Origin of the sequence: Paraburkholderia sp. BL23I1N1, assembly GCF_003610295.1 — a bacterium.
GTDB lineage: Bacteria > Pseudomonadota > Gammaproteobacteria > Burkholderiales > Burkholderiaceae > Paraburkholderia.
In genome coordinates, this window is record NZ_RAPV01000001.1 from 2556260 (window position 1) to 2579657 (window position 23398).

Here is a 23398-nt window from a genome sequence, read left to right on the forward strand (position 1 = left end):
TCGTCCTTGCATCGAGTGATTCATGGACGACATTTCAACCTGCTCCTGCCATAACGACAAACAACCATTCTGGATAACTAGACCTAAATTTGCTTATGGGTCGACTCACCCGGATTGCCTCGCGATCCGCCGCCTGCGCCGACGGCAGCGGCCATTCACTGGAAATTTCTCCCGTACCTGGGTGAATTCGCCTACACGGCGAGTAAAATTGACCAAATATTGGTATCGCGCTACGCTGTTTCCTCAACGCAGCCTGTTTCTGTCACCCAAACATGGGGGTCTCACAGGCGCGATCCGGCAGCGCAGGAACCCGTACACAGCCATGAAAAGCGAACTCATCGAAGACCTTGTCATCACTGCCGCGGATTATTCGCCTGACGCCATCTTTCTCGTGAGTGAGCAGGGGCGGATACGTCATGCCAGCCCGGCGTGCGAGGATATATTTGGGTATGCGCCGGGCGATTTCGTCGATCAGTTCATCATCGACTTCGTGGTTCCAGCCGATCAGGACGCCACGCGCAAGGAAGCGAAGGAAGTACTGGCCGGCCGCAAGCGGGTAGGCTTCGAGAACCGTTATCGACACAAGAATGGGGATGACGTCTACGTCACGTGGTCAGCGCGCTGGCTGGAGCACGAGCGACTGCGCGTCGGTGTAGCCCGCGACGTGACCGAACTCCGTCGCCGGAAGGCCGCGCCCTCAGCCCTGTTGTCCGTCCTGGCGCCCTATGAACGCAAGGTTCTTGAACTGCTGCTGACCGAGGCGACTGAGAAACAGATCGCCGAGCGACTCGGCCTCGCCGCCTCGACCACGCATTCCTATATCACCGGGATTTTCCGCAAATACGGCGTGCGAGGACGGGCAGGCTTGATGAGCCTGTGGCTCAAGCATCTTTCTAATGGCATCGCCCAGCCGGGCGACAGGTAGGCGGCTATTCTCGCGCGGGTACTGACGCCCGTAGGCGGCAGTACCCGCTAACCCTGCGAGTCAGCATTGTCGAGCAGCGTTTTCTGCGCAGAGCCCGCCATTTTTGCATGCGTTTCCGGGCTCACGTTGGGGTCTCTCAGGTTTCCGGCTATTTCGAATTTTTGTGGCCCAACGATCGCGCTTCCAACACCGCTGACGAGACAGTTACGCCCGTAGCAGGAACGGATGCTACCGGAAACAGGGCGCCCAACCTATCCTGCTAATCAGAGGGGTAAAGAGAGGTGAAGCGGGGTAAAGAGCGGGCCACGCCCCTACCCGACATGCAAGTTTCGCGTCGGCGCATGGGTGCGCTGCCGCGTCTCCCATCCCTCGGCGAGACCCACGTCCACATCGGACGGGGGCAGCATGGACACCGCCCGGACCAGGTCCGACGCACGTTCGGCGAGCATGATGGTCGGCGCGTTCAGATTGCCGTTGGGTTCGGTCGGAAATACCGACGAATCGATCACGCGTAAACCCTCAATACCGCGCACCCGCAACTCGGAATCGACCACGGCCATGTCGTCTTCCCCCATGCGGCACGAACCGCATGGATGCATCGTGCTTTCCAGGTTCGCCCTGACGAAGGCATCGATCTGCTCATCCGTTTGCACGTCGGGGCCGGGCGCGAGTTCGACGTCGCGGAAGCGGTCCATCGCGGGCTGTCCGATGATTTCGCGGGTCAAGCGAACGCAGCGTCGAAATCCTTCACGATCCTCTTCGCGATCCAGGTAGTTGAAGCGGATCTCAGGGTGCGTATAGGGATCAGCCGACGTCGCTCGCACGTAGCCTCGGCTCTTCGGCTTGTTCGGTCCGGTCAGCACCATGAATCCGTGGCCCTTGAACGGCTTGTTGCCGTCATAGCGCATGGCTGCCGGCAGGAAATGGAACTGGATGTCCGGCCAACGCAATCCCACTTCTGAACGGATGAATCCGCCCGCCTCGAAATGATTGCTGGCGCCGAGCCCGTCCTTGAACAAAAGCCAGCGCAGCCCGATCATGAATGTGCTTAACGGGTCCATTTTCGCGTTGAGCGTGACGGGTTCCTTGCACGCGTACTGGATATAAATCTCCGCGTGATCCTGCAGGTTCTCGCCCACGCCCGGCAGGTGATGTTTGACCTCGATCCCTGCCTTGCGCAGCACCTCAGCAGGCCCGATGCCCGAGCGTTGCAGCAAGTGGGGCGAACCGATCGGACCCGAGGCGATCAAGACTTCCGCACGGCATCGCGCGGTATGCGTGACCCCGCCCTGATCGTACGCAACCCCGACAGCGCGCTTGCCTTCGAGAATCACGTGACGTGTCATCGCATTCGTGACCACGGTCAGATTGGGCCGCTTCATTGCGGGACGCAAATAAGCGTTGGCGGTGGACCAGCGCACACCGTCCTTGACGGTCATATGCATCGCGCCGAAGCCTTCCTGCATATGGCCATTGCAGTCCTCCGTCTTGATGTATCCGGCCTCTGCCCCCGCCTCGACCCAAGCACCGTACAGCGGATTCGCCATGTTATTGCCGTTGTTGGTGCTTAACGGCCCTTCCCCGCCCCGATACGCGTCGCCGCCGAACTTGTAGTTCTCCGCGCGCCGGAAATACGGCAAACAGTTGCGATACCCCCAGCCTCGCGCGCCGAGCTCTTCCCATTCGTCGAAATCGCACGCGTGGCCGCGAATATAGACGAGGCCGTTGATCGACGACGAGCCTCCCAGCACCTTGCCGCGCGGACAATGCAGTTGACGGCCGTTCAGATGAGCCTCGGGGGCGGTCTGATACTTCCAGTTGTACTTTTTCGTATTCATCGGCATCGAGAACGCGCTCGGCATCTGAATGATGACACTGCGATCGCTGCCGCCGTATTCCAGTACCAGAACCCGGACGGCCGGGTCCTCGGTGAGCCGGTTAGCCAATACACATCCGGCCGATCCGGCGCCCACAATGATGTAATCGAATTGCTCGGTATTCATGATATTTGCCTGCTTCCTAAAATCTCGACGGGCTCGTCGGTGGATCAGTAGCGATTCTTGTCGCCGGTGGTGTATTGCGGTGACGTCTTTTCGATCTGGGCGATGACCGATGCTTCGTACCGCAGATCGAGCGAGCGCGACAGCACGTAATACGCGATGCCCGAGACGAGCAGCCCGACCAGCCAGGCCAGATCGACGCTGCCCATCGCACGGGCAAACGGGCCGACATACACTTCGTCTGAACCATCGAGAACGCAGAAGAACGGAATCATTGCGGCAAAGCCGATCGCGTAGGCCAGCAAACCGCGCGCGCCCCATGTGCCGTACAGGTTGTTGTGAGGCATGAAGAAGTGCGGAATCGCATAACGGCCCTTGCGGACGAAAAAGTAATCCGTGAGATTGACCGCGGTCCAGGGCACCAGAAAATACAGCATGACGACAAGGTAAATATTCAGAACGGAGAGCCCCTTACCCGAGGTATAGATGCTCAGCGCCACGCCGAGCTGAAGGATCACCACGAAGAGAATCGCCAGAATGCGAGTCCTGGGCGTCGGCTGGACTTTGCGGAACGAATCAACTGCCGTGATGGCCGTCAATTTGGCGCTATAGATGTTCATCGCAATCACCGGCAGAAACGCCAGGATCGTGACGGCAACCACCACGCTGCCCATACCCGGCGCCAGATCGCTACCTACCTGATTCAATGCGACCAGCACATCGGTTGCATGCAGATGGTCCGCGAGCCAGCCGCCGATCGCGATCATCCATGCGCCCGACAGCGAGGCGCCCAGGAACACCGCCGCAATCAGCTTGCCGCTCGGCGTGTTTTTTGGCAGATAGCGCGAATAGTCGGATACGTAAGGTGCGTATGCGATGTTGTAACTGGCAGCGGCGGCGAATTGCGCAATGAATGCAGTCCAGTTGAAGCCGAGCGGTGGCGTCGGTGCCGCGCCCGGTGCGACAGCGGCGAGCGGCACGTCATGCACCCAGTGCATCAGAACGGCTACTGTCACGAGGCCGTAAAGCGGTAGCGACAGATACAACGCCCACTTGAAACTGCGGTGCATCCAGTCGTGACCCAAAATGGCCAGAATCGAAGCCGGCACCGTGACGGCCAACGCCACCTTGATCGGATCCCAGTTGAACAGGGCTTTGAGACCCTGCATCATCAACACCAGGTTGACGATATTGAATCCCGCAAACACGAACAGCGTTGCCAGCAAAACGACGATGACCCCGCGGTAGCCGAACTGCGCTCTCGACTGAATCATCTGCGGCAAGCCGAGATGCGGGCCCTGCGATCCGTGAAAGGCCATGAACAAGGTGCCGAACATGATGCCCAGCGTACCGGCTATCGTCGTCCACAGCGCGCTCAGGCCAATGCTGGGACCCACAAAGCCGATGGTCATGGTGAAGAACGTGAAGTTACCTAGAAACCAGAACGGTCCTTGTCTGGATAGCTTGTCTGTTCTTTCGTTATCCGGAATAAAGTCGATTGAATGACCCTCGATGGCCCCGTGCTCAATCCCGGCTACGGCACCTTTAACTGCTTCGTCTGTTGCTTGCATCATGCACCCCTGGCTGTATTGAGAGGTTGATGGAATAGAGATGGATCCGGCATGCATGCTGACTGCGACACCCGCTCGTCACGTGGCGCTCGGCTCACGTATGTCTCGGGGCGTCAGCGGAGCAATGGCACTTCAGTGCAGCGTGATCCAGACCGCCTTGCTTTCCATCAGATGATCAAGTTGTTCCGGGCCGAGGTCCTTGCCGAAGCCAGACTCCTTGAATCCGCCGAATGGCATCGACGGATCGATGGTGCTATGTGCATTGACATAGACTGTTCCGGCGTGCAATTGAGGGATCAGCTTGTGCACACGGTTCAGGTCGTTGGAATAGATCGCGGCGGCGAGACCGTACGGCGAATCGTTCGCCAGCGACAACGCGTCGCCTATGTCGTCAAAGGGAGCGGTCACCAGCACCGGCCCGAAGATTTCTTCCCGGACGATCTTCATGTCGCTGCGGCAATGGGCGAAGATGGTCGGCTCGACGAAATAGCCAGGCCGATCCAGTTCATGGCCGCCATGCACGACTTCCGCGCCTTCGCGCTGGCCGGCTTCAATATAGGAAGCGACGCGATCCTTCTGAAGCGCGGACACGAGCGGGCTGATGAAGCAATCCCGATCGAGCCCGGGCGCGATCTTCATCTTGCGTGTGTGTTCGATCAGCGCGCCAATGAACTTGTCGTGAATGCCGCGTTGGATGTACACCCGTGTGCCCGCATCGCAGACCTGTCCGGAGTTGAAAAAGATGCCGTTGGCGACCGCCTGGGCCGCTGCGTCGATGTCGGCGTCCTCCAGCACCAGCACCGGAGACTTGCCGCCCAGTTCGAGCGTGAGGCGTTTGAAGCCGCCCACAGCCGTGTGCCCGACCGTGCGGCCCACTTCGGTGGAACCGGTGAACGTGATCTTGTCGATACCTGGATGAGCAGCCATGGCCGCGCCAATATCGCGCCCACGCCCGGTTATTACATTGACGACGCCGTCAGGGAACCCGGCCTCCTGCACCAGCTCTGCAAAGCGAAGCGTCGACAGCGAGGTGAGTTCAGCGGGCTTGATCACCGTCGTGCAACCAGCGGCGAGCGCGGCCGCGACCTTCCACGCCATGGTTTGCAGCGGGAAGTTCCATGGAACGATCACGCCGATCACGCCAATGGGTTCCTTGCGGGTATAGGCAACGTAGTCCCCCGGCAGCGAGGGCTCGACCGTGCGGCCGTGGAGCTTCGACGCCCAACCGGCAAAATAGCGGAAGGTATCGATCGTGCCTTGAATGTCGACGTCGCGCGCAATAGCGACAGACTTGCCCACGTCGATCGATTCGATCTCAGCCAATTCCGTTGCGTTTGCCTCGATCAGATCGGCGAGCCGATGAATCAGCCGTTCGCGCTCAAGTGGCTTGAGCCTGCGCCATGCGCCACCGTCGAACTGCTTGCGGGCAGCTTCAACCGCGCGATCCAGATCGGCAGTCGTGCCGAGAGGAATGTGGGTGATCACGCCCGCAGTGGACGGCTCGATCACCGCGCAGGATTCCCGCTCGCCTTGCGGCACCCAGGCACCGTCTATGAACATTCTCTGCGACTTGGCGAGAAAGCGTTGTGTCTCTTCGCTGACACCGAACTTCTTCAGGTAATTTTGTACGACGGTATCCATCATTGTCTCCTGACTTACAGAATGAGTGCTACTCAGCCTCTTATGGGCCGGTTTCATGCACGTATGTCCGCCTGTTCCTGCAACGCCTGGCAAAGACCTCGCGGGATTGCCGGGAGGCTCAACTGCTCACAATCGACCGGGGGTCCATCGATATAAACGCGGCTTGTGGCAGCGCGGCGTTTAGAGAGACTATGGATGACATGGCAGAAGGTAAAAATCACGTGAATCAGATGTTCATATCGGGAATATCGAAGCAAGCAGTGCAAGAGGAGCGACGACGGTGATCCAGTTGCAGGACGTGGACCTCAAACTACTGAGGGTTTTCATGACGGTGGTTCGGTGTGGTGGTTTTTCGGCCGCCCAGGCGACCCTGAACGTCAGCCAGTCGACGATCAGCGAGCAGATGACGACGCTCGAAACGCGCCTGGGACTCAAGCTTTGCGAGCGCGGGCGGAGTGGATTCCGCCTGACCGAACACGGCGTGGCGACTTACGAGGCGGCGCAGCGACTGCAGGTGGCGGTAGAAAGCTTCTGTGTGGATACGGCTGCGCTCAAACAGCACATCTCGGGAAAGCTGTACCTCGGCATTATCGACAACACAGTAACGGACTCAACTTCACCGCTGCCCCAGGCACTGCAAGCTTTCGTGTCGAGAGGACACGACGTGCATCTGGATGTCTATGTCGGCACGCCCGCCGAACTCGAAGAGCGTGTGCTGGACGGCCGGTTGCATATCGCCGTCGGGCACTTCCCGCTTCATGTGCCGGGGCTGACCTACACCGATCTCTACTATGAACCGGACGGCCTGTATTGCGGAAAGAGTCACCTGCTCGCCGACAACTCGCAAGACGATATCGCGCTCGAGCAGGCCATCGCGTCCAGCCGTGTGGTAGCGCGCGGTTATCTGCAGCAGCACGACCTTCAAATGCTCAAGGTCAGCAAAGCCGCGGCAACCGTCGACAATATCGAGGCGCAGGCTATCCTCATTCTATCGGGCGCATACATCGGATTCCTGCCGAATCACTACGCTGCCCGCTGGGCCACGCGCGGTGACATGCGTCAAATCTGCCCGGACCAGTTCGGCACGCAGTGGCCGTTCTGCGCGATCGTGCGGCGGACCGCGGTACCCCCAACCATCCTTCAGGTATTCATGATCGACCTGATGGAAAGCTACCGTACGATCGCGCAGACCGCGCGCTCGGCACAAGCCTAAGGTTGTGCCGACGCAAGCGGCGTCGGCTCGCCATTGCGATAGGTATAGATGGTGATGGGAGAATCCGTGAGATCGCGATTCTTGTCGAACCGGTAGTGGCCGGACACACCGCGAGAATCGATGTTCGCCAGCGCAGCGCGGTATTGGGCCGGTTCGATCGAGTTGGCCTTCGTCATCGCTTGCGCGACGATGTTCACGCCATCGTACAAAGCCGCGCTGTAGGTCAGCGGATCGGTATGAAAGCGTTGCTTGTAGTCCGCCTTGAAACGGCGGCCTTCCGGCGTTTGATCGAGAACGGGGCCGCCTTGCGGGCAATACACGCGCGTATCGACCGCGTCGCCGCCAAGCTTCGCCAGTTCGGCATTGCACATCGCGTCGCCGCCCAGCAGATAGCCATTCATCGCGAGACGCTTCATCTGCTTGCGCAGCGCGCCAGCCTGAGCGTAGTAACCACCGTAGAAAATCCCTTCGGCATTCGAGCCCTTCACATGCGTGAGGATCGAAACGAAGTCGGTTGCCTTGTCGGTCGTATATTGACGATCGACGATCTCGATGCCGTTGGCTTTCGCCGCGCTGACGAACTCGTCGGCAACGCCCTGCCCGTACGCCGTGCGATCGTCGATCACGGCAATGCGTTTGACCTTCAGTTGCTTTGCTGCAAATTCCCCCATCCGGCTGCCAAGTTGCGTGTCGCTCGCGGAAATGCGAAACACGAACGGATAGTCGTGCTGCGTGATCGAGGGGTTCGACGCGACGGTCGCCATCACGATGCCCGAGACGTTCACGAGGTTCGAGATCGGAATTGCGACGCCGGAATTGAACGGCCCGAAAATGACCTTGACGTTCGCGTCCACCAGGCTTTGTGCAACCGTCATGCCGGTACGCGGGTCGGCGGCGTCATCCTGCGAGACCAGTTCAAAACGCGTCTTCTGGCCGCCGATCACGAGACCCTCGGCATTCAGGCGCTCGATCGCCATTCTCACGCCATTTTCGTCGTCCTTGCCGATAGCGGCCTGCGGGCCGGTCAATGGCCCCGTCAAGCCGATCTTGACGACCTGATCGCCGGCCGTCGCGCTCAGAGAGAACATGCTCAAAGCGACTGCTACCAACCCGCTTGCACCTGCGTATGACTTGCTCATCATGCTCTCCTCACCTCGTGTGGCGTGCCAGACCGTTTCATTGCCGAAGGCGGCGAATCTTATCAGTGTGGGCACAGAAAACATCGCGTGGCCCCGTCCGCCGCGACGTTTCTTCCAATGTCCGGACAGTGGGGTTGACAGCAATTCTGTGTAGCCAAAATCCTCAATAAAATGCACCATTGATGAAACACATTTCGGAATTTCCCGAAGTAACCTCAAGGCGGCACGATGCAAGTTCAGGACACGGATCTCAAGCTGTTGCGGATCTTCGAAACCATCGTGCGATGCGGCGGGTTCGCCGCTGCGCAGCCCATTCTCAACATTGGTGCATCGAGCATCAGCGAATACATGTCGCAACTGGAAACGCGGCTCGGACTGCGGCTATGTGAACGCGGGCGCGCCGGCTTCCGGCTCACTGAGGAAGGCGCGGAACTGCACGCCGCCGCGCAGCGCCTGCTTGGTGCGGTCGATTCGTTTCATATGGAAGCCGGTGCGCTGCGTAATCAGCTTTCCGGCGTATTGCGCTTCGGCATGATCGAAGCGACGCTTACCGACAAGTTCTCGCCTCTGCCGATAGCGATCCGGGAGTTCGGCCAGATGGCGCCGGAAGTCCGCCTGCATGTGCAGATCGAAACGCCTGGCAGCATGGAACAGCACGTGCTGGACGGGCGCCTGCATTTTGCGGTCGGACCGTTCCCCGTGCGGATTCCAGGCCTCGATTACCTGCCGCTCTATCGTGAGGAACAAGGGCTTTATTGTGCGTCGACCCATCCGTTGCACGAACGGGCGAGCGGCCGGGTGCCTGTTTCGCTGCTCAGCAAACAGCGGCTGGCGGCCCGCGCCTACCTCGGCAGCCAGGAATTGAAGTTGTTGCGCATGCCGGAGGCCGCGGCCTCCGTCGATAATGTGGAAGGCCGGGCCATGCTGATTCTATCCGGCAACTACATCGGTTTCCTGCCGCCGCACTATGCCAGGCCCTGGGTGGACGACGGTTTGCTGACCCGCATCGATCCCGAACATTACGCGACCCATCTGGACTTCCAGATCGTCACGCGCAAGGGGGCGGAATCGGCACGGGTCGTCCAGGCCTTTTGCAACCAGTTGCGCACAGCAGCCAGGCAATTGAACCACACCAATAAAGGCGGAAAAAAACCCGTGGATTAGCGGGAAAGGTTTCGTTTAACCTTGCGCTGATGCATGACACGGCCGATCGTGTTCAGCAGCAACTGCGCCGCAAGAATTGAAGTCGAGCCCGAATGATCGTAATCGGGCGCGACTTCAACGAGGTCGATGCCGATTACGTCGCCTTGCGCGGCCAGTCCCGCGAACAGTTCGAGTCCTTCGTAGTACAGCAGACCGCCGTGACTCGGCGTGCCCGTGCCAGGCGCGATCGAGGGATCGAAACCGTCGATGTCGATCGTCAGGTAATAGCGCACGCCCTTCGGGATGCGATCCAGCACACCCTGAATGCCGAGGCGCCGGAGATCGCGCACCGAAATGATGTCGGAGCCCATTTCGCGCGCCTGGGCGTAACCCTCGCGCGCCGTGGACGACACGTTGCGAATGCCGATCTGCGTCATACCCGACACCACGCTTTTCTCCGCCGCGCGCCGCAGCGGATTGCCGTGACCGTGCCGTACGCCATGACGCTCGTCAACGAAATCGAGGTGTGCGTCGATGTGAACGATATGAAACGGCTCCTGGCCTTCGAACGCGTTGATGCACGGAATGTTGATTGAGTGATCGCCGCCCATCACCACCGGCAGTGCGCCCGCCGCCAGAATCTTGCGCACGCCATACTCGATGTTTGAGTGGCTCTTTTCCGTGTTGGTGTGGACCATGTCCGCATCGCCGATATCGACGATACGGACTTCGTTATTGGGCAGATAAACAACGTCGTCTTCGAAATCGTACGCGCCGCCGTGGCCGAACGAGAACAGCGTCGACGCGTCGCGAATCGAACGCGGACCAAAGCGTGCCCCGGCCCGCCACTGGGTGCCGCAATCGAAGGGCGCGCCCATGACCGCGACGTCCGCGTCGATCTTGTCCCAGTCGAGACATAACGGGGATTTCGCGAACGTGCAGATTCCCACAAACGGCAAATTGAGCCGACCCGTTTCGTAGCTGTTTTCAGACATGCATGCCTCCGTTCTGTTTTGTTCGGTAAGAATCGGTGCGGCGCACAGGCGCCGCCGTCTCCATTCCTGCAGCAACGCCCTTTGCCACGAGCGAGTGGTGCATCTGGAACGGAGTCTAGGCAAACAAATTCAACGGAAAAATGCCGGAAACAAGAAATGCACTTCGGGATAGTCCGAAGTGAAGTCCAAACATAGCTGGAATGTGAATGGGCCAGTCGCGCGAGAGGTCGAAGTTGACCGATATCGGTTAATCAAAGCATCGCGCGAGTCACGCTTCGAAACCCGCGCTATGCCTTACACCAACGCCGTCAGATAGGGACTATCCTTCCCCGTCTCATACGGCCGCGACTTGATTTCCATGCGTGCAATGCTCTGCAGGTGAACCTCGTCCGGGCCATCCGCGAAGCGCAACGCACGGCCCCACGTCCAGCTATCGGCCAATGGCGTGTCGGGGCTCAGCCCCATCGCGCCAAACACCTGCATCGCCCGTTCGCAAACGGCGGTGTGAACATTCGGCACGAGCGCCTTGATCATCGAGATCTCCTTCTTTGCCTCCTTCGCCCCCACGTTGTCAATCATCCACGCGGCCTTGAGAACAAAGAGCCTCGCCTGATCGATTTCGATTCTGGACTTCGCAATCCATTCGCCGACGGCCCCATGCTCATGCAGCTTCTTGCCGAATGTCGTGCGTGCCTGGGCCCGTTCCACCATCAATTCGAGCGCCAGTTCCGCGGCGCCGATCGAACGCATGCAGTGGTGAATCCGTCCCGGACCAAGGCGCGCCTGCGCGAGCGCAAAGCCACTGCCCTCCTCACCGAGGAGATTCGACCGAGGCACGCGCACGCCCTTGAACTCGATCTCGCAGTGGCCTTCTGGCGCCACGTGATTGACCACCGAGATATTGCGGATCACCGTGACGCCGGGTGTGTCGCGCGGCACGAGAATCATGCTCTGCTGCCGATGGCTCGGCGCGTCCGGATCCGTTTTGCCCATCACGATGAAGAGCTTGCAATTCGGGTGAGCCGCATTCGTGATGAACCACTTGCGGCCGTCGATGACATAGTCGTCGCCATCCCGACGAATCGACGTCGCGATATTGGTCGCGTCCGAGGAGGCCACAGCCGGCTCCGTCATTGCAAAGGCCGAGCGGATCTTGCCGTCGAGCAGGGGCTTGAGCCACGCTTCGCGCTGAGCGGGCGTGGCAAACATATGGAGCAGTTCCATATTGCCCGTGTCCGGCGCATTGCAGTTGAACACCTCGGACGCCCACGACACCCGCCCCATGATTTCAGCCAGCGGCGCGTACTCGAGATTGGTCAGGCGGGTGCCGGGTTCGTCGTCGCGCAGATGCGGAAGGAACAGGTTCCAGAGACACTCTTCACGCGCCCGGTCCTTCAATTCCTCCATGAAGGACACCGGATATTGACCTGCACTCACTTCCTCGTGCCATTGCCGGATACGCGGAACGATATGAGTGTCCATGAACGTGCGCACCTGGGTGCACAACGCTTCGACTTTCGGGCTATATGCAAAGTCCATTTTTACGCTTCCTTAGTCTGATTGGTGTCGTCGAAGCATCGGCCAATGCCCTGCTTCGACCACGTGGCTAGATCGTCAGTCCACCATCGACGACGACACACTCTCCATTGGTATAGCTCGCCGCGTCGGACACCAGGTAGAGCACGGTGCCCGCCATCTCGCGAGGTTCCGCGTGACGCCGCAACGGGATTCTGGACATCCAGCTTTCATACGTGGCCTCATCGTTAAACAGTGCTCCGGCAAAGCGGGTTTTGGTCAATCCAGGGAGCAACGCGTTCACTCGAATCCCCAACGGCCCGCATTCCTTCGCGAAGGCCCGCGTCATGTTGACGACGGCGGCTTTGGTGATCGAGTAGATTCCCTGCTTGTCGCCCGGCTGCAATGCATTGACCGAGGCCGTGTTGACGATCGCGCCGCCGCCGTGCTCCCGCATCAACTTGCCCGCCTCCACGGACATGAAGAAGTAGCCACGCAGATTGACTTCCACCGTCTTTTCGAACGACGCCAGATCGGTATCGAGAATGTGGCCGAAATACGGATTAGTCGCCGCGTTGTTGACCAGGATATCCAGACGGCCATGCCGCGCACGAATATGCCGGAAGATCGCGAGAATGTCCTCGACACGCCCTACGTGGCACGGTTGCGCTTCAGCACTGCCGCCCGCTTCCCTGATCTCGCATGCCACCGCTTCGCAATCTTCCACCTTGCGGCTCGACACAATCACATGGGCACCCTGCCCGGCGAGCAGCTTGGCGATCTCCTCACCAATACCCCGGCTCGCGCCCGTCACCAGAGCAATCTTTCCTGTCAGATCAAACAAATTAGTAGTCACGATCAGTCTCCTTATTTCTACGTTCCGGTCTCTGACCTGTCTTCAGATCAGGTCAGTGCCCATCCGGGCAAGCGCCCCAGTCATCTCCCCCACCTGTCGCGCCTTGTCGTTCGACGCGTTACCGCTCAAGGCCCGTTTCTTCACGCCCTGTGCGATAGCAGCAAGCCGGAAGAAGCTGAACGCCAGGTAGAAGTTCCAGTTCTCAATCGACGCAATTCCGCGAAGCTTGCAATACCGTTCGACAATCGACGCCTCGTCCGGCACCCCCAACGCCGTTCGATTCAGGCCCTCGAGTCCGGCGATATGGCTGCCGGGCGGGAGCCGCAAACACATGCAGAAGTACGCGATGTCAGCGAGAGGATTGCCGAGCGTGGACAGCTCCCAGTCCAGCACCGCGCGAACTTGCGGCGCACCGTGCATGAAAATGAGATTGTCGATACGGAAATCGCCATGCACGAGCGAAGGCTTGCCGGTTTCCTCCGGACAGTGGGCAGGCAGCCACTCGATCAGCGAATCCATCGCTTCCAAGGTATCGGTCTGCGCGGCGCGATATTGCTTGGTCCATACGTCGATCTGACGCGCGAAATAGTTGCCCGGGCGGCCGTAGTCCGACAAGCCGACTTCGTCGATATCCACGTCATGGAGAGCCGCCATGGTGCCGAGCACTGCATCGTAGATGCCACCGCGCGCCTCGACGGATACTTCGGGCAGCGCCGGATTCCAGAAGATGCGCCCGTCTTCGTAGCTCATGACGTAAAACAGGCTGCCGATGACGTCGCGGTCCTCGCAAAGGTGATAAGCACGCGCCACAGGGACCGCTGTCCGGCCGAGCGCCGACAGCACCCGAAATTCGCGGTCAACAGCATGGGCGGACTTGAGCAGTGCGCCGGGAGGTTGACGCCTCAGCACGTAGCGACCGCTTTGCGCCGTCAGAAGAAACGTCGGGTTGGATTGTCCGCCGGAAAATTTCTCGATGGACATTGGCCCTTGAAACCCGGGCACATGCGCCGTCAGATAACACGTGAGCGCTTCAATGTCGAATTGGAGGCTAGCGTTCATGTTGCCTCCCGCCGGGCCGCCCCAAGGGAAGCAACGGCCCCTCGGGGGGCGGCGAACGATAGTGAGCGTGGGGGTAGTTCATGTCGCAGGAATCCCGATTCGAATCAACCATAAGTGACAAATTCATGCCTCCCGGCACGTTCGAGATGAGGCACTGAATTGAAGCTGACTAGCGACATCGCGCTGTCGTTAAAGACGTACTGGCAAACGCTGCTGTTTCGAATCTGCATGTTGAGTGCGATCGCGGTCTCGGCAGGCGCCTGCAGAACCTGTTGGGCGGTTACCGCGATCGGACCACCCGAACTCACCACCAGAACGCGCTTGCCGCCAACCCGCTGGATTTCGCTGCGCGCGCGCTGGACCCGCGCCTGGAATTGCTGCCATGTCTCTGGAACAGGGCCGGGCAAACGGTCATCGGCCCAAAGCTGCAATACGTGCCGGAGCCCTTTGTAGAAGTCCTGTTTCGAACGTGCGGACGACTTACCTGCCGACCAGCCCGCCGGCACACCCTCTTCGCCGAGGGCGGCGAACAACGCATGGAAATCGTATTCGTTCAACCCCGCGTCTTGCGCGATCTCGACTTGCGGGCCGCCCATTGCGGCGAGAATTTCATCGGCAGTTTGCCGATGCCGCTCCATCGTTCCGATCACGACGCGATCGAACCGCAAGCTCGCGTGCGCGACGTATTCGCCGAGCCAACGTGATTGGGTACGGCCGGAAGGAGATAGCTCGTCATAGTTATCGGCGCCGAAAGACGCTTGACCATGCCGTACAAAATAGAGTTCTGCCATGCCATCCTCGCCTGAACATGGTTAGCAGAATACCCAGCGTCGCGTCATTCAGGAAATTGATTATCGTGATAGCAGACTATACATTTCCGTGACACCTGATGCGTAGGCTCCCGGAGACCCCGGCCACGGGTTCTACTGGTTCATTTCCCGCATGAGACGGCCAACCTGCTCGCGCAGCCAGCGATGCGCCGGATCCCCGGTCACGCTTCGATGCCAGTAGCCATGAGACTCGAGATCCGGAAGATCGAAGGGTAGCGCGAGGATTCGCGCGTCATACCGCTGCAGCAGCACGAGGGGGCCCGTGAGCACGAGATCGGTTCGCATCGCAATCAATGGGGCGACCAGATAGTGCTGAACCCGCGTCTGAATCGATCGCCTGAGGCCCAGTCTGTTCAGTTCGGCATCGACAAGACCCGGTCCCTGGGGGCGGCTGGATACGTGGATATGACCGAACTTGAGGTAGTCGTCGATCGTCAGCTTCTTCCTGGCAAACGGGTGATCGTGACGCAGCATGCACGCATACCGGTCGCGGCCCAACGGCTCCTGCTCGAGGTACAGATCGTCGATCAGCGGTGCGTCGATCGCCAGATTGACCGCACCGCTGGCGAGTGCTTCCGGAACCTCTTTACGCGTCGTGAAATAACTTTCGATGCGGATACCGGGCGCGAGACGCTGCAGCACCTCCTCCAGTGCGGGCAGAAGGAGCGCCTCCGTGAGGTCGTTCATGCTGAGCCGGAACGTGCGCTCGGACGAGGCTGGGTCGAAGCGTCCTCCAACGTAGGTACTCGAGTCGAGCAACTGCAGCGCCTCACGCACCTGGCCGATGATGTTTTCCGAAACGGGCGTCGGCATCATGCCGGCCGACGTACTGACAAACAGCTGATCGTCGAATGCTTTGCGCATCCGCCCCAGCGCATTACTGACAGCAGGCTGGGTGATGAACAGCAGCTCCGCTGCGCGCGTCAGGTTTCGCGTTCTGTAGACGGCTTCGAAGACCACGAATAGATTCAGATCCACCTTTGACAAACGCATTTTCGAATTCCCCGACGCCACTCGACCTGTAGTTCCGACTCCTTCTGCTCACGCGCACATATCGGCGCAAAGCGACGATCGGCGCGGTATCACGGAGCGACCCCGGCGAGTCTACTCCTGCCAGTGCGAGATAGCCAAACGGGCCAAGAGTGGCGGCGGTTCTGTCCTTCCCATAACACCTCTCGCCAATGAGGTATTCCACAAGCGCGCAACGCTTCTTGTCGCCTTCGGCTGTTTGCCGTCGCGGAATAAAACCGCAAGCACAGGCGTTCGGAGAAGGACGATTCAAAGCCAAAGGGATCGGGCAATGCAATCCGCAGATTTTCTGTTCGCTGATTGCACGCCCATTACTTTGCGCGCTCCCGAATCGTTCGTTCGCATGCATCGCAGACAAAGAGGCGATTGCAGCGGGCGCCACTCCGAATACAAGAGGAATCCGCGAAATGAAATTACCTCAGAAAACGCTTATTGCCTGGTCATTCGCCGCTTTCACCGCAACACTCACCGCATGCGGCGGTGGCGGCGACAACAATTCCACACCCCCGCCCCCGGCCACCGGCCCGTTCAAGACCACCGTCCTCGTTTCCGATGGCAGCGTGAGCGCACCGAACATGGACGCCAATCTCAAGAACGGTTGGGGCATTGCATTCAACCCAACCGGCGTCATGTGGGTGTCCGACAACAACACGAAAAAGTCGACGCTCTATGACGGCAATGGCGTCGTGCAGTCGCTCGTCGTAACGATCCCGCCCGCGGCGAGTGGACAGGCTGCCGGCCCGACGGGCATCGTGTTCAATACCAGCACCGACTTTGCGATCAGCGCAAACGGCGCCACGAGCAACGCGGTCTTTCTGTGGGCCACCGACGCCGGCACGATCGCCGCCTGGTCACCGAAAGTATTGCCGACGCAAGCGGTCAATGCGCACGACGACGGCGCCGGCGGCGCTGTGTACAAGGGTCTTGCCATCGGCGCGAATGCCGGCCAGAACCTGCTTTACGCGGCGGACTTCCACAACGGCAAGGTCGATGTATTCGACAAGTCGTTCAACAAGGTGCAACTCGACGGGCAGTTCAAGGACCCCGGCTTGCCGGCCGGCTTTTCCCCTTTCGGGATTCGTGTGGTCGGCACAACCATCTATGTGACGTTTGCGAAGCTCGGTCCCGATGGACACACCCAGGTGAACGGCGCGGGCAACGGCGCTGTCGACGCGTTCGATACGGCCGGGCACCTCACGAAGCGCATTGCCCAGGGCGGATCGCTGAACTCGCCGTGGGGCCTTGCCGTGGCTCCTGGTAATTTCGGAGAACTTAGCAATGATCTGCTGGTTGGAAATTTCGGCGACGGCACCGTCGACGCGTTTGATCCCAATACCGGATCGTTCATAGGCGCCATGACACAGGCGGACGGATCGACTTTCAAGCAGCCGGGTATCTGGGGCATTTCGTTCGGTAACAACGCCGCCAATCAACCGCTCAATACCTTGTTCTTCGCCGCCGGCCCGACACCGACGACTGGGGTCTATGGTCGGATCGACTTGGCCCAATAAGGAGCCAACGAACCGGCGGACGCGGCGCGTCCGCCGACTCTGGGCTCTGCGCCATCTGGAAATCCACTACAGTCCAGCGCGTGTTGCCGCTGCCTCAAGCTCCGAACTGAAGGCCTGATACTTTTGGTTGCTTGTAACCAGCGCCTGTCCGGCCTGAACATTGTTCCATTGATCCAGGGTCATCCTCCCTTGCTTCTTGGTCTGCAAGATTCCCCATGGCTTTCGATAATAGATGTTCCAGGATGTAATGGAAGCGTTCTTGCTGATCAAAAGATTGAGCTTGGCGAAACAGGAATGCGGCTTTCCGGCGATGTTATTGCTCGCCTTGTTGCCGTCATGGACAGTGCACGGACTGTCCGACAGATACAGTTTGACCGTGTCGGGCTGCTCGCCATCGCGAGCTTGCGAGTAGTCCGCCATGATTTCGGGCCACGCAAGGATCAGTCGCTCCTCGGCGTGACCCACCTTATCCTTCAGCCCCTGAACGCCGACCTCGGCCGCGATCTTCTCATTGATGGTTCTGCGATCCCCCGCGGAGATCGCTTGCCCGGAACTCCGGAGGGTCGCCTGTTCGATCCGCCCCCTGAGCGCCTGGCCGATCACCTGCACGACATTCTGGGTGGAATGCGCGGCCCAGTATCCGAGGTTTCCCGACGTCGAGTTGGATAGCTCGACGACGGCCCAGACGCAATTCCTTCCCTGGTTAGCCGCAAGAATCGACTGGAAGGCTTCGTTCAAACTGTTCGAGGTAACGATGTGATTCGGGAGCACTCGGATTCTCCTTCAGAAGTTTGGGCGAGAAAATGTCGGTCACGTGCGAGGCGGAACACCGGCCTGTGCGCTTTCGTAAAACATCCCATGAGCCTTTTTATTCCCCAACCAGAAGGCAAGACGCACCGTTCACCGCGAATCGTTTTCATTGCGAGGCCAAGCACCGAAACGTACCCTGCTCTATACTCCTCACCTTTCCGGACCGGCGCGTTTCGCTTTCACGCTGCAACATGTCCCACCCCCAGCCGTCGTCGCTTGTTCTCCGATACACCTTCATCGTGATCGTCATTGCGGCTGTCGCAGGAGCGTTCGCGTGGGTCGCTGGCTGGATTCACTGGCCGGGCAGCGAGAGCGCACTGACGCCCGCCCGGATGATCGACGCCTTCGAGGACAGCATGGGCAGGCACGCCGGCTTTCGCCGCAATCACGCCAAGGGCGTGTGCGTGAGCGGCTATTTCGACAGCAACGGAAGCGGTGTCGCGCTTTCGCACGCACGCGTGTTCGAGCGCGGCCGCACTCCCGTGATCGGCCGCCTCTCCGCACCGGGCGGCAATCCCGCCCAGGACGACGCCGACACGACCGTGCGCAGCTTTGCATTGCTCTTCTCGCTGCACAATGGCGAACAATGGCGCACCGCAATGAACTCCGTGCCGATCTTCCAGGTCGCCACGCCACAGGCGCTGTACGAGCAACTGGTGGCGCTGCGGCCGGACGCGCGGACCGGCCGGCGGGACCCCGCAAAAATGAGCTCGTTTTTTGCGAAGCACCCCGAAACGACGGCCTTTCGCGAGTGGATCGAGACCCATCCGCCTTCCTCGGCTTTCTATAACGCAATTTACTTCAGCATCGACGCGTTCCGTTTCGTCGATGCCAACGGCAACACGCGTTTCGTGCGCTGGCGTGTCGTTCCCGACACGCCTTATGCGCCGTCGAACGAACACACCAACCCGGCGCGCGACCCCGACTTTCTCGCGCACGATCTCGACCTGCGCTTGCAGACCGGCCCCGTTTCCTGGCACCTCATGCTGACACCCGCAGGCCCGGGGGACCCGGTCGACGACGCGACGCGCGCATGGCCGGCCGAGCGCGATTTGCATCGGGTGGACGCCGGCATGATCGTGATCGAGCGCGCCGAGAGCCAGATCGACGGCGCCTGCCGGGACATCAATTTCGATCCGCTGATCCTCCCCGATGGCATCGCGCCCTCGGACGATCCGCTGCTCGCCGCGCGCTCGGCGGTCTACGAGATTTCGTTCGAGCGGCGTACACGCGAAGAGACGGCCGCCGGCACGCGTCCCCGCTAGAAAGGGCCGCATCGAGACCACCGTCGATGCTGTAAAGAGCACTTTCACGCGTTGTTCGGTCTCACGTTAAACTAAGCTGTTCGAACTTCGTGGCGAAAAAACGGTGACGAACGATAGTCCAACTATTGGAACGAGGTCGACGTGCTCGCAGTGCTTTCGAACACATCTCGGGGAACATGGGAGATATTCGTTCAATGAACGGTGCAGATTTACCAGGCATGCTTCCCGAAATGCTGCCGCGCTTGTGGGCGTTCGCGCTTCGCCTGTCGGGTGACCAGCATGACGCCGAGGACCTCGTGCAGCGCGCCTGCCTACGCGGACTCGAACGCGCCCACCAGCTTCAGCCCGACACGGCTCCGTTGAGCTGGATGTTCTCGATTGTCCATTCAACGTGGATCAACGAACTGCGCGCCCGTAGCGTGCGCCGACGATCCAGTTTCGATTGGGACGACGACTTCCTCGAAAATCTTCCGGACCCCGTCGACAGGAGTCCCGAAACGCAATTGATGCACGGGCAGATCGTCGACGCTGTCGAATGCTTGCCGGAGACACAGCGCGTCGTGATGCTGCTCGTCGCCGTGGAAGGCCTGAGCTATCAGCAAGCCGCCGACGTGCTCGAGGTGCCCATCGGCACGGTCATGAGCCGCCTGTCGCGCGCCCGCCAGGCGGTCGGCGCGCTGCTTGGCGGCGACACGCCGAAAGTCCGGCCCGCGAAGATACCTAAGGATTCGATCGCATGATGGCTGACGACGCTCAACTTCTCGCTTACGTGGATGGCGGCCTGTCGCCCGAGGTTCGCAGCGCGATCGAAGCGCGGCTGCGCGCTTCCACCGAAGCGAGGGAAAAGGTCGCGCTGCTGCGCGCTTCGCGACTCGATTTCGAGAACGCCTTCGGGCAACAGACTCTCCCACCGGTGCCCGATTCGCTCAAGCTCAAGGTCGACGAATTGGTCCGCGCGCATCGCGCCCGGGAATCGAACGACCCGGCCCTGCCGCCCGGCGAAAGAGCGCCCTCCGTACCCGTGCGCTCGCGCCTGCGCGGCGTCCCGGTCTGGCTTGCCGCGGCCTGCGTGGCCGGCGCTTTCGCCTGCGGCCTGTTCGTGCGGTTCGGCCCGCTTTCAAGTCCGCTTTCAAGCGGCGGCGCACAGATCGCCTCCAACGCCGACGTATCGCCGTGGGTGGCTGCGGCGGTCGGTTATCAGAAGCTGTACACGCGCGAGACCGTCGCGTACACGCAGGAAGATCCGGAGGCCGCCGCGAAGACCGTCAGAGATATCCGCAGCGACGACCGGCTCGCCTTGCGCGTTCCGGATTTGACGAACGCCGGGCTGACGTTCAAGTCGGTGCAACGCCTGCGCTTCAACAACAAGCCGCTCGTGCAGATCGTCTATTTGCCACAAAACGGCCCGCCCATCGCGCTCTGCGTGATGAAAGACTCGAAGCCGGACCAGCCGGTCGCGACGAAGACGCTCGATGCCATGGACGTCACGACGTGGCGGCAAGCCGAGCTGAGCTACGCGCTTATCGGGAAGTCGGGCGACGTCGATCTCGCCGCGCTCGGCAAGCGCATTGCCAATCTCGACATGGCTCCGCTGTTCAGCAATGCCTCACCGAACGCACACGCCACATCCTGATGACGGCATGCCCGAGCGCGTTGCGCGACAGCGACGCATCGGGCCGTGGCACGGCGAGTCGCAGCAAGCCTTGCAGTAAGCTTTTACTGTGAGCAGGCGCGCGATATTGGACGTTCTCAGGCGTTGCCAGAACGTCGCCTCCGCACCACGCCGCTCGACGGCGAACGCGCCCGCGCGGGCCCGAAAAAAATCTTGTAGCTCGATGGAATAATGTCGAGCCACGGGTGTTTTATCACTAGCCCTTATGGCGTCATGCGGTTTTGGGCGAGGCGTCCCATTCCGCGAAGAGCGAAGACAGGCCTTATGAATCCGGACGACATCGAATTAATGGCCTACGTGGACGGCACACTGCCCGCCCATGAGCGCGAAGCCGTGGAGCGCGCGCTGAACGGCTCTCCCGATGCCATGCGACGCGTCGCGAGGCTCAGGGCGTCGCGCCTGCCTTACGCGGAAGCGTTCGCGCAGCAGTCGCTGCCGCCGGTGCCTGAAAGCCTGATCGCGCGGATTGGCGAGATGGCACACGCGGCGAAAAAGTCACTGCAAGACCCCGCCCGGAACGAGCTGCCGGGCCGGCCAGGCGCAGCTGCGCCGCTCGGGCGCGATGCGAGCGCCAACGACGCCGTCGTGCCACAACCTGTCGGCGCCCCGGCATCAGCACCGATCCGTTCGCGCTTGCGCGTCGCGCCCGCGTGGCTCGCCGTCGCGTTCGTCGTGGGGGCGTTCGCCTGCGGGTTCGTGCTGCGCCTCGGGAGCGGCGTCGGACCCGCCTCGACGGTAGGCGCATCGGTGGCGTCGGTGGGAACGGGCGTATCGGGCGTATCGCCCTGGGTCATGGCCGCCGCCAGCTATCAGCAACTCTATTCTCGCGACACGCTCGCTAACGTCGAATCCGATCCCGCGTTGGTGGCGAAAACGGTCGCGCAGATTCGCGACGACGATGGCCTCGCCGTTCGCATTCCGGACTTGAGCGCCTTTGGCCTCACGTTCAAACGTGTGCAGCGCCTGCGTTTCAACGACAAGCCGCTCATTCAGATCGTCTATCTGCCCAAACAAGGCGCGCCCGTGGCATTGTGCGTGATAAAGGAAGCCAAGCCCGACGCGAACCAGGCAACGCAGCAGGTTGCGTCGATGACGGTCGTCACCTGGCGTCAGTCCGAACTCGGCTACGCGCTGATCGGTCCGCCCCACGGCCTCGATCTGAATGCGCTTGGCGACAGCATTTCCACCCGCAGCGCAGCGCCGCTCTTCGGTTCTTTGCCGGCGCCTGTTCTCGCCCCCATTCCCGCGCCCGTTCAACGCGCCGCCCTCGACACGCGAATTATTCCAGCCACGGAATAATTCGCGCGCTTCGCTGTTGTGTTGAAGAGGCCGGCGTTAGCCGGCATCGTCAACCTTCGAGCGAAGCACATGGCTTATCGACTGCGGGCATGGGCCCTGGGTGTCGTCCTGCTGGCTACGCTGTCCTCGCCCGCACGCGCGGCCTGGACACTGGTCAGCGCCGATTCTCCCATCACGGTGGTGCGCGCGACAAACGTGTTCGCGCTCGGTGCTGGCGAGTCCCTGCGCGCCGACGATCTGATTCTGTCGCCGCGACAAGGCGTCGTGCAGATTCAGGACGACAACAGCACGCTCGTCGCGCTCGGTGCACAGTCGCGCGTGATGCTGCAGGCGGATGGGCGCATCGCCTTCCTGCACGGCTGGATGAAGATCGCTCATGCGTGCAAGGCTGCGTCATGTCCCCAACGGATCGTGGAGACAGAGCGCGGCGCGCTTCGCCTGAGCACGAGCACAGACGCGGCGGCGGCCATCGTCGCCACGCCCGACGACGCAGGCGATATCGCCGTGTTCAGCGAAAGCGGCGTGCACACGCTCGCCCTCAAACCGCCTCAAACGATCCCCGCCGGAAGCTTCGCCGAACTCTCTGGCAACGCGCCCGCCGCCCACATTCTGCCGCGACCATCCAGCGCATTCCTTGCCGCCATGCCAGCCGCGTTTCGCGACGCGCTGCAGCCGCTCACCATTGGCACCACGCCTCCCAGCGCCGCCTTGAAGCCGTTGCGCTCCGCCACCTACGACGACATCGCGCCGTGGCTCACGACCACGTTGCCCGAGCGCAAGCGCTTTGCCGCGCGCTTTCACGCGCGGCTCGCGGACAGCGCGTTTCGCGGATCGATCGCGAACCATCTGAATACGCTGCCCGAGTGGCGCGTGTTCCTTTATCCGCCCATACGTGCTGCCAATAACCCGGTTCGTTATCCATGAA

Annotated in this window: 20 protein-coding genes; 9 read left to right on the top strand and 11 right to left on the bottom strand. The window is 60.8% G+C overall.

Annotation, left to right across the window (positions count from 1 at the left end):
* Window positions 1–322: 322 nt before the first annotated feature.
* Window positions 323–925 (top strand): PAS domain S-box protein, encoded by a 603-nt coding sequence (locus B0G76_RS12025; protein ID WP_120292360.1) that lies wholly within the window; start codon window positions 323–325, stop codon window positions 923–925.
* Window positions 926–1236: 311 nt separating this feature from the next.
* On the opposite strand, the gene betA is transcribed toward B0G76_RS12025, so the two are convergent.
* The 3 genes from betA to B0G76_RS12040 form a co-directional block, all read right to left on the bottom strand.
* Window positions 1237–2928 carry a choline dehydrogenase gene (gene betA, locus B0G76_RS12030; RefSeq protein WP_120292362.1) on the bottom strand — a complete coding sequence of 564 codons (1692 nt, stop codon included), beginning with the start codon at window positions 2926–2928 and terminating at the stop codon, window positions 1237–1239.
* 44 nt (window positions 2929–2972) lie between these two features.
* Complete coding sequence (locus tag B0G76_RS12035) at window positions 2973–4499, bottom strand: cytosine permease (protein WP_120292364.1); 1527 nt, start codon at window positions 4497–4499, stop codon at window positions 2973–2975.
* A gap of 129 nt (window positions 4500–4628) precedes the next feature.
* Entirely contained in the window at window positions 4629–6137 is a 1509-nt protein-coding gene (locus B0G76_RS12040) for an aldehyde dehydrogenase (protein WP_120292366.1), read from the bottom strand.
* A 280-nt stretch (window positions 6138–6417) separates the two neighbouring features.
* Here B0G76_RS12040 and B0G76_RS12050 point away from each other — a divergent pair, with 280 nt between their 5' ends.
* Window positions 6418–7350 (top strand): LysR family transcriptional regulator, encoded by a 933-nt coding sequence (locus tag B0G76_RS12050; protein WP_120292370.1) that lies wholly within the window; start codon window positions 6418–6420, stop codon window positions 7348–7350.
* Here B0G76_RS12050 and B0G76_RS12055 read toward each other — a convergent pair.
* Window positions 7347–8489, bottom strand: coding sequence for a branched-chain amino acid ABC transporter substrate-binding protein (locus B0G76_RS12055; protein WP_120296330.1), 1143 nt, complete (start codon window positions 8487–8489; stop codon window positions 7347–7349). The two genes, B0G76_RS12050 and B0G76_RS12055, sit on opposite strands and share 4 nt — an antisense overlap.
* Before the next feature lie 228 nt (window positions 8490–8717).
* Between B0G76_RS12055 and B0G76_RS12060 the strand changes: the two genes are divergently transcribed.
* Window positions 8718–9653 carry a LysR family transcriptional regulator gene (locus tag B0G76_RS12060; RefSeq protein ID WP_120292372.1) on the top strand — a complete coding sequence of 312 codons (936 nt, stop codon included), beginning with the start codon at window positions 8718–8720 and terminating at the stop codon, window positions 9651–9653.
* On the opposite strand, the gene speB is transcribed toward B0G76_RS12060, so the two are convergent.
* The 6 genes from speB to B0G76_RS12090 form a co-directional block, all read right to left on the bottom strand.
* Window positions 9650–10627 (bottom strand): agmatinase, encoded by a 978-nt coding sequence (gene speB, locus B0G76_RS12065; protein WP_120292374.1) that lies wholly within the window; start codon window positions 10625–10627, stop codon window positions 9650–9652. The two genes, B0G76_RS12060 and speB, sit on opposite strands and share 4 nt — an antisense overlap.
* A 294-nt stretch (window positions 10628–10921) precedes the next feature.
* Window positions 10922–12166, bottom strand: a complete 1245-nt coding sequence (locus tag B0G76_RS12070; protein WP_120292376.1) for an acyl-CoA dehydrogenase family protein — start codon at window positions 12164–12166, stop codon at window positions 10922–10924.
* A gap of 67 nt (window positions 12167–12233) precedes the next feature.
* Window positions 12234–12998: an SDR family oxidoreductase gene (locus tag B0G76_RS12075; protein ID WP_120292378.1), complete on the bottom strand. Its 765-nt coding sequence runs from the start codon at window positions 12996–12998 to the stop codon at window positions 12234–12236.
* Between the two features lie 42 nt (window positions 12999–13040).
* Window positions 13041–14057 carry a phosphotransferase gene (locus tag B0G76_RS12080; protein WP_120292380.1) on the bottom strand — a complete coding sequence of 339 codons (1017 nt, stop codon included), beginning with the start codon at window positions 14055–14057 and terminating at the stop codon, window positions 13041–13043.
* 104 nt (window positions 14058–14161) lie between these two features.
* Complete coding sequence (locus B0G76_RS12085; protein WP_120292382.1) at window positions 14162–14848, bottom strand: histidine phosphatase family protein; 687 nt, start codon at window positions 14846–14848, stop codon at window positions 14162–14164.
* Between the two features lie 132 nt (window positions 14849–14980).
* A complete protein-coding gene (locus tag B0G76_RS12090; protein ID WP_120292384.1) occupies window positions 14981–15880 on the bottom strand; it encodes a LysR family transcriptional regulator in 900 nt (299 codons plus the stop codon).
* A gap of 443 nt (window positions 15881–16323) precedes the next feature.
* Here B0G76_RS12090 and B0G76_RS12095 point away from each other — a divergent pair, with 443 nt between their 5' ends.
* A complete protein-coding gene (locus B0G76_RS12095; RefSeq protein ID WP_120292386.1) occupies window positions 16324–17427 on the top strand; it encodes a TIGR03118 family protein in 1104 nt (367 codons plus the stop codon).
* Window positions 17428–17493: 66 nt separating this feature from the next.
* Here B0G76_RS12095 and B0G76_RS12100 read toward each other — a convergent pair whose 3' ends face one another.
* On the bottom strand, window positions 17494–18198 hold the full coding sequence (locus tag B0G76_RS12100; protein WP_120292388.1) for a hypothetical protein: 705 nt from the start codon (window positions 18196–18198) through the stop codon (window positions 17494–17496).
* 230 nt (window positions 18199–18428) lie between these two features.
* On the opposite strand from B0G76_RS12100, the gene B0G76_RS12105 reads away from it, so the two are divergent.
* The 5 genes from B0G76_RS12105 to B0G76_RS12125 all read left to right on the top strand — a co-directional run bounded on the left by B0G76_RS12105 (window position 18429) and on the right by B0G76_RS12125 (window position 23397).
* Window positions 18429–19502, top strand: a complete 1074-nt coding sequence (locus B0G76_RS12105; RefSeq protein WP_120292390.1) for a catalase family peroxidase — start codon at window positions 18429–18431, stop codon at window positions 19500–19502.
* A gap of 194 nt (window positions 19503–19696) precedes the next feature.
* Window positions 19697–20242 carry an RNA polymerase sigma factor gene (locus B0G76_RS12110; RefSeq protein ID WP_120292392.1) on the top strand — a complete coding sequence of 182 codons (546 nt, stop codon included), beginning with the start codon at window positions 19697–19699 and terminating at the stop codon, window positions 20240–20242.
* On the top strand, window positions 20239–21135 hold the full coding sequence (locus B0G76_RS12115; RefSeq protein WP_120292394.1) for an anti-sigma factor: 897 nt from the start codon (window positions 20239–20241) through the stop codon (window positions 21133–21135). Before B0G76_RS12110 ends, B0G76_RS12115 begins: the two co-directional genes overlap by 4 nt.
* Before the next feature lie 303 nt (window positions 21136–21438).
* Complete coding sequence (locus tag B0G76_RS12120; RefSeq protein WP_183082031.1) at window positions 21439–22473, top strand: anti-sigma factor; 1035 nt, start codon at window positions 21439–21441, stop codon at window positions 22471–22473.
* 69 nt (window positions 22474–22542) lie between these two features.
* On the top strand, window positions 22543–23397 hold the full coding sequence (locus tag B0G76_RS12125) for a hypothetical protein (protein WP_120292396.1): 855 nt from the start codon (window positions 22543–22545) through the stop codon (window positions 23395–23397).
* Window position 23398 lies beyond the last annotated feature (1 nt).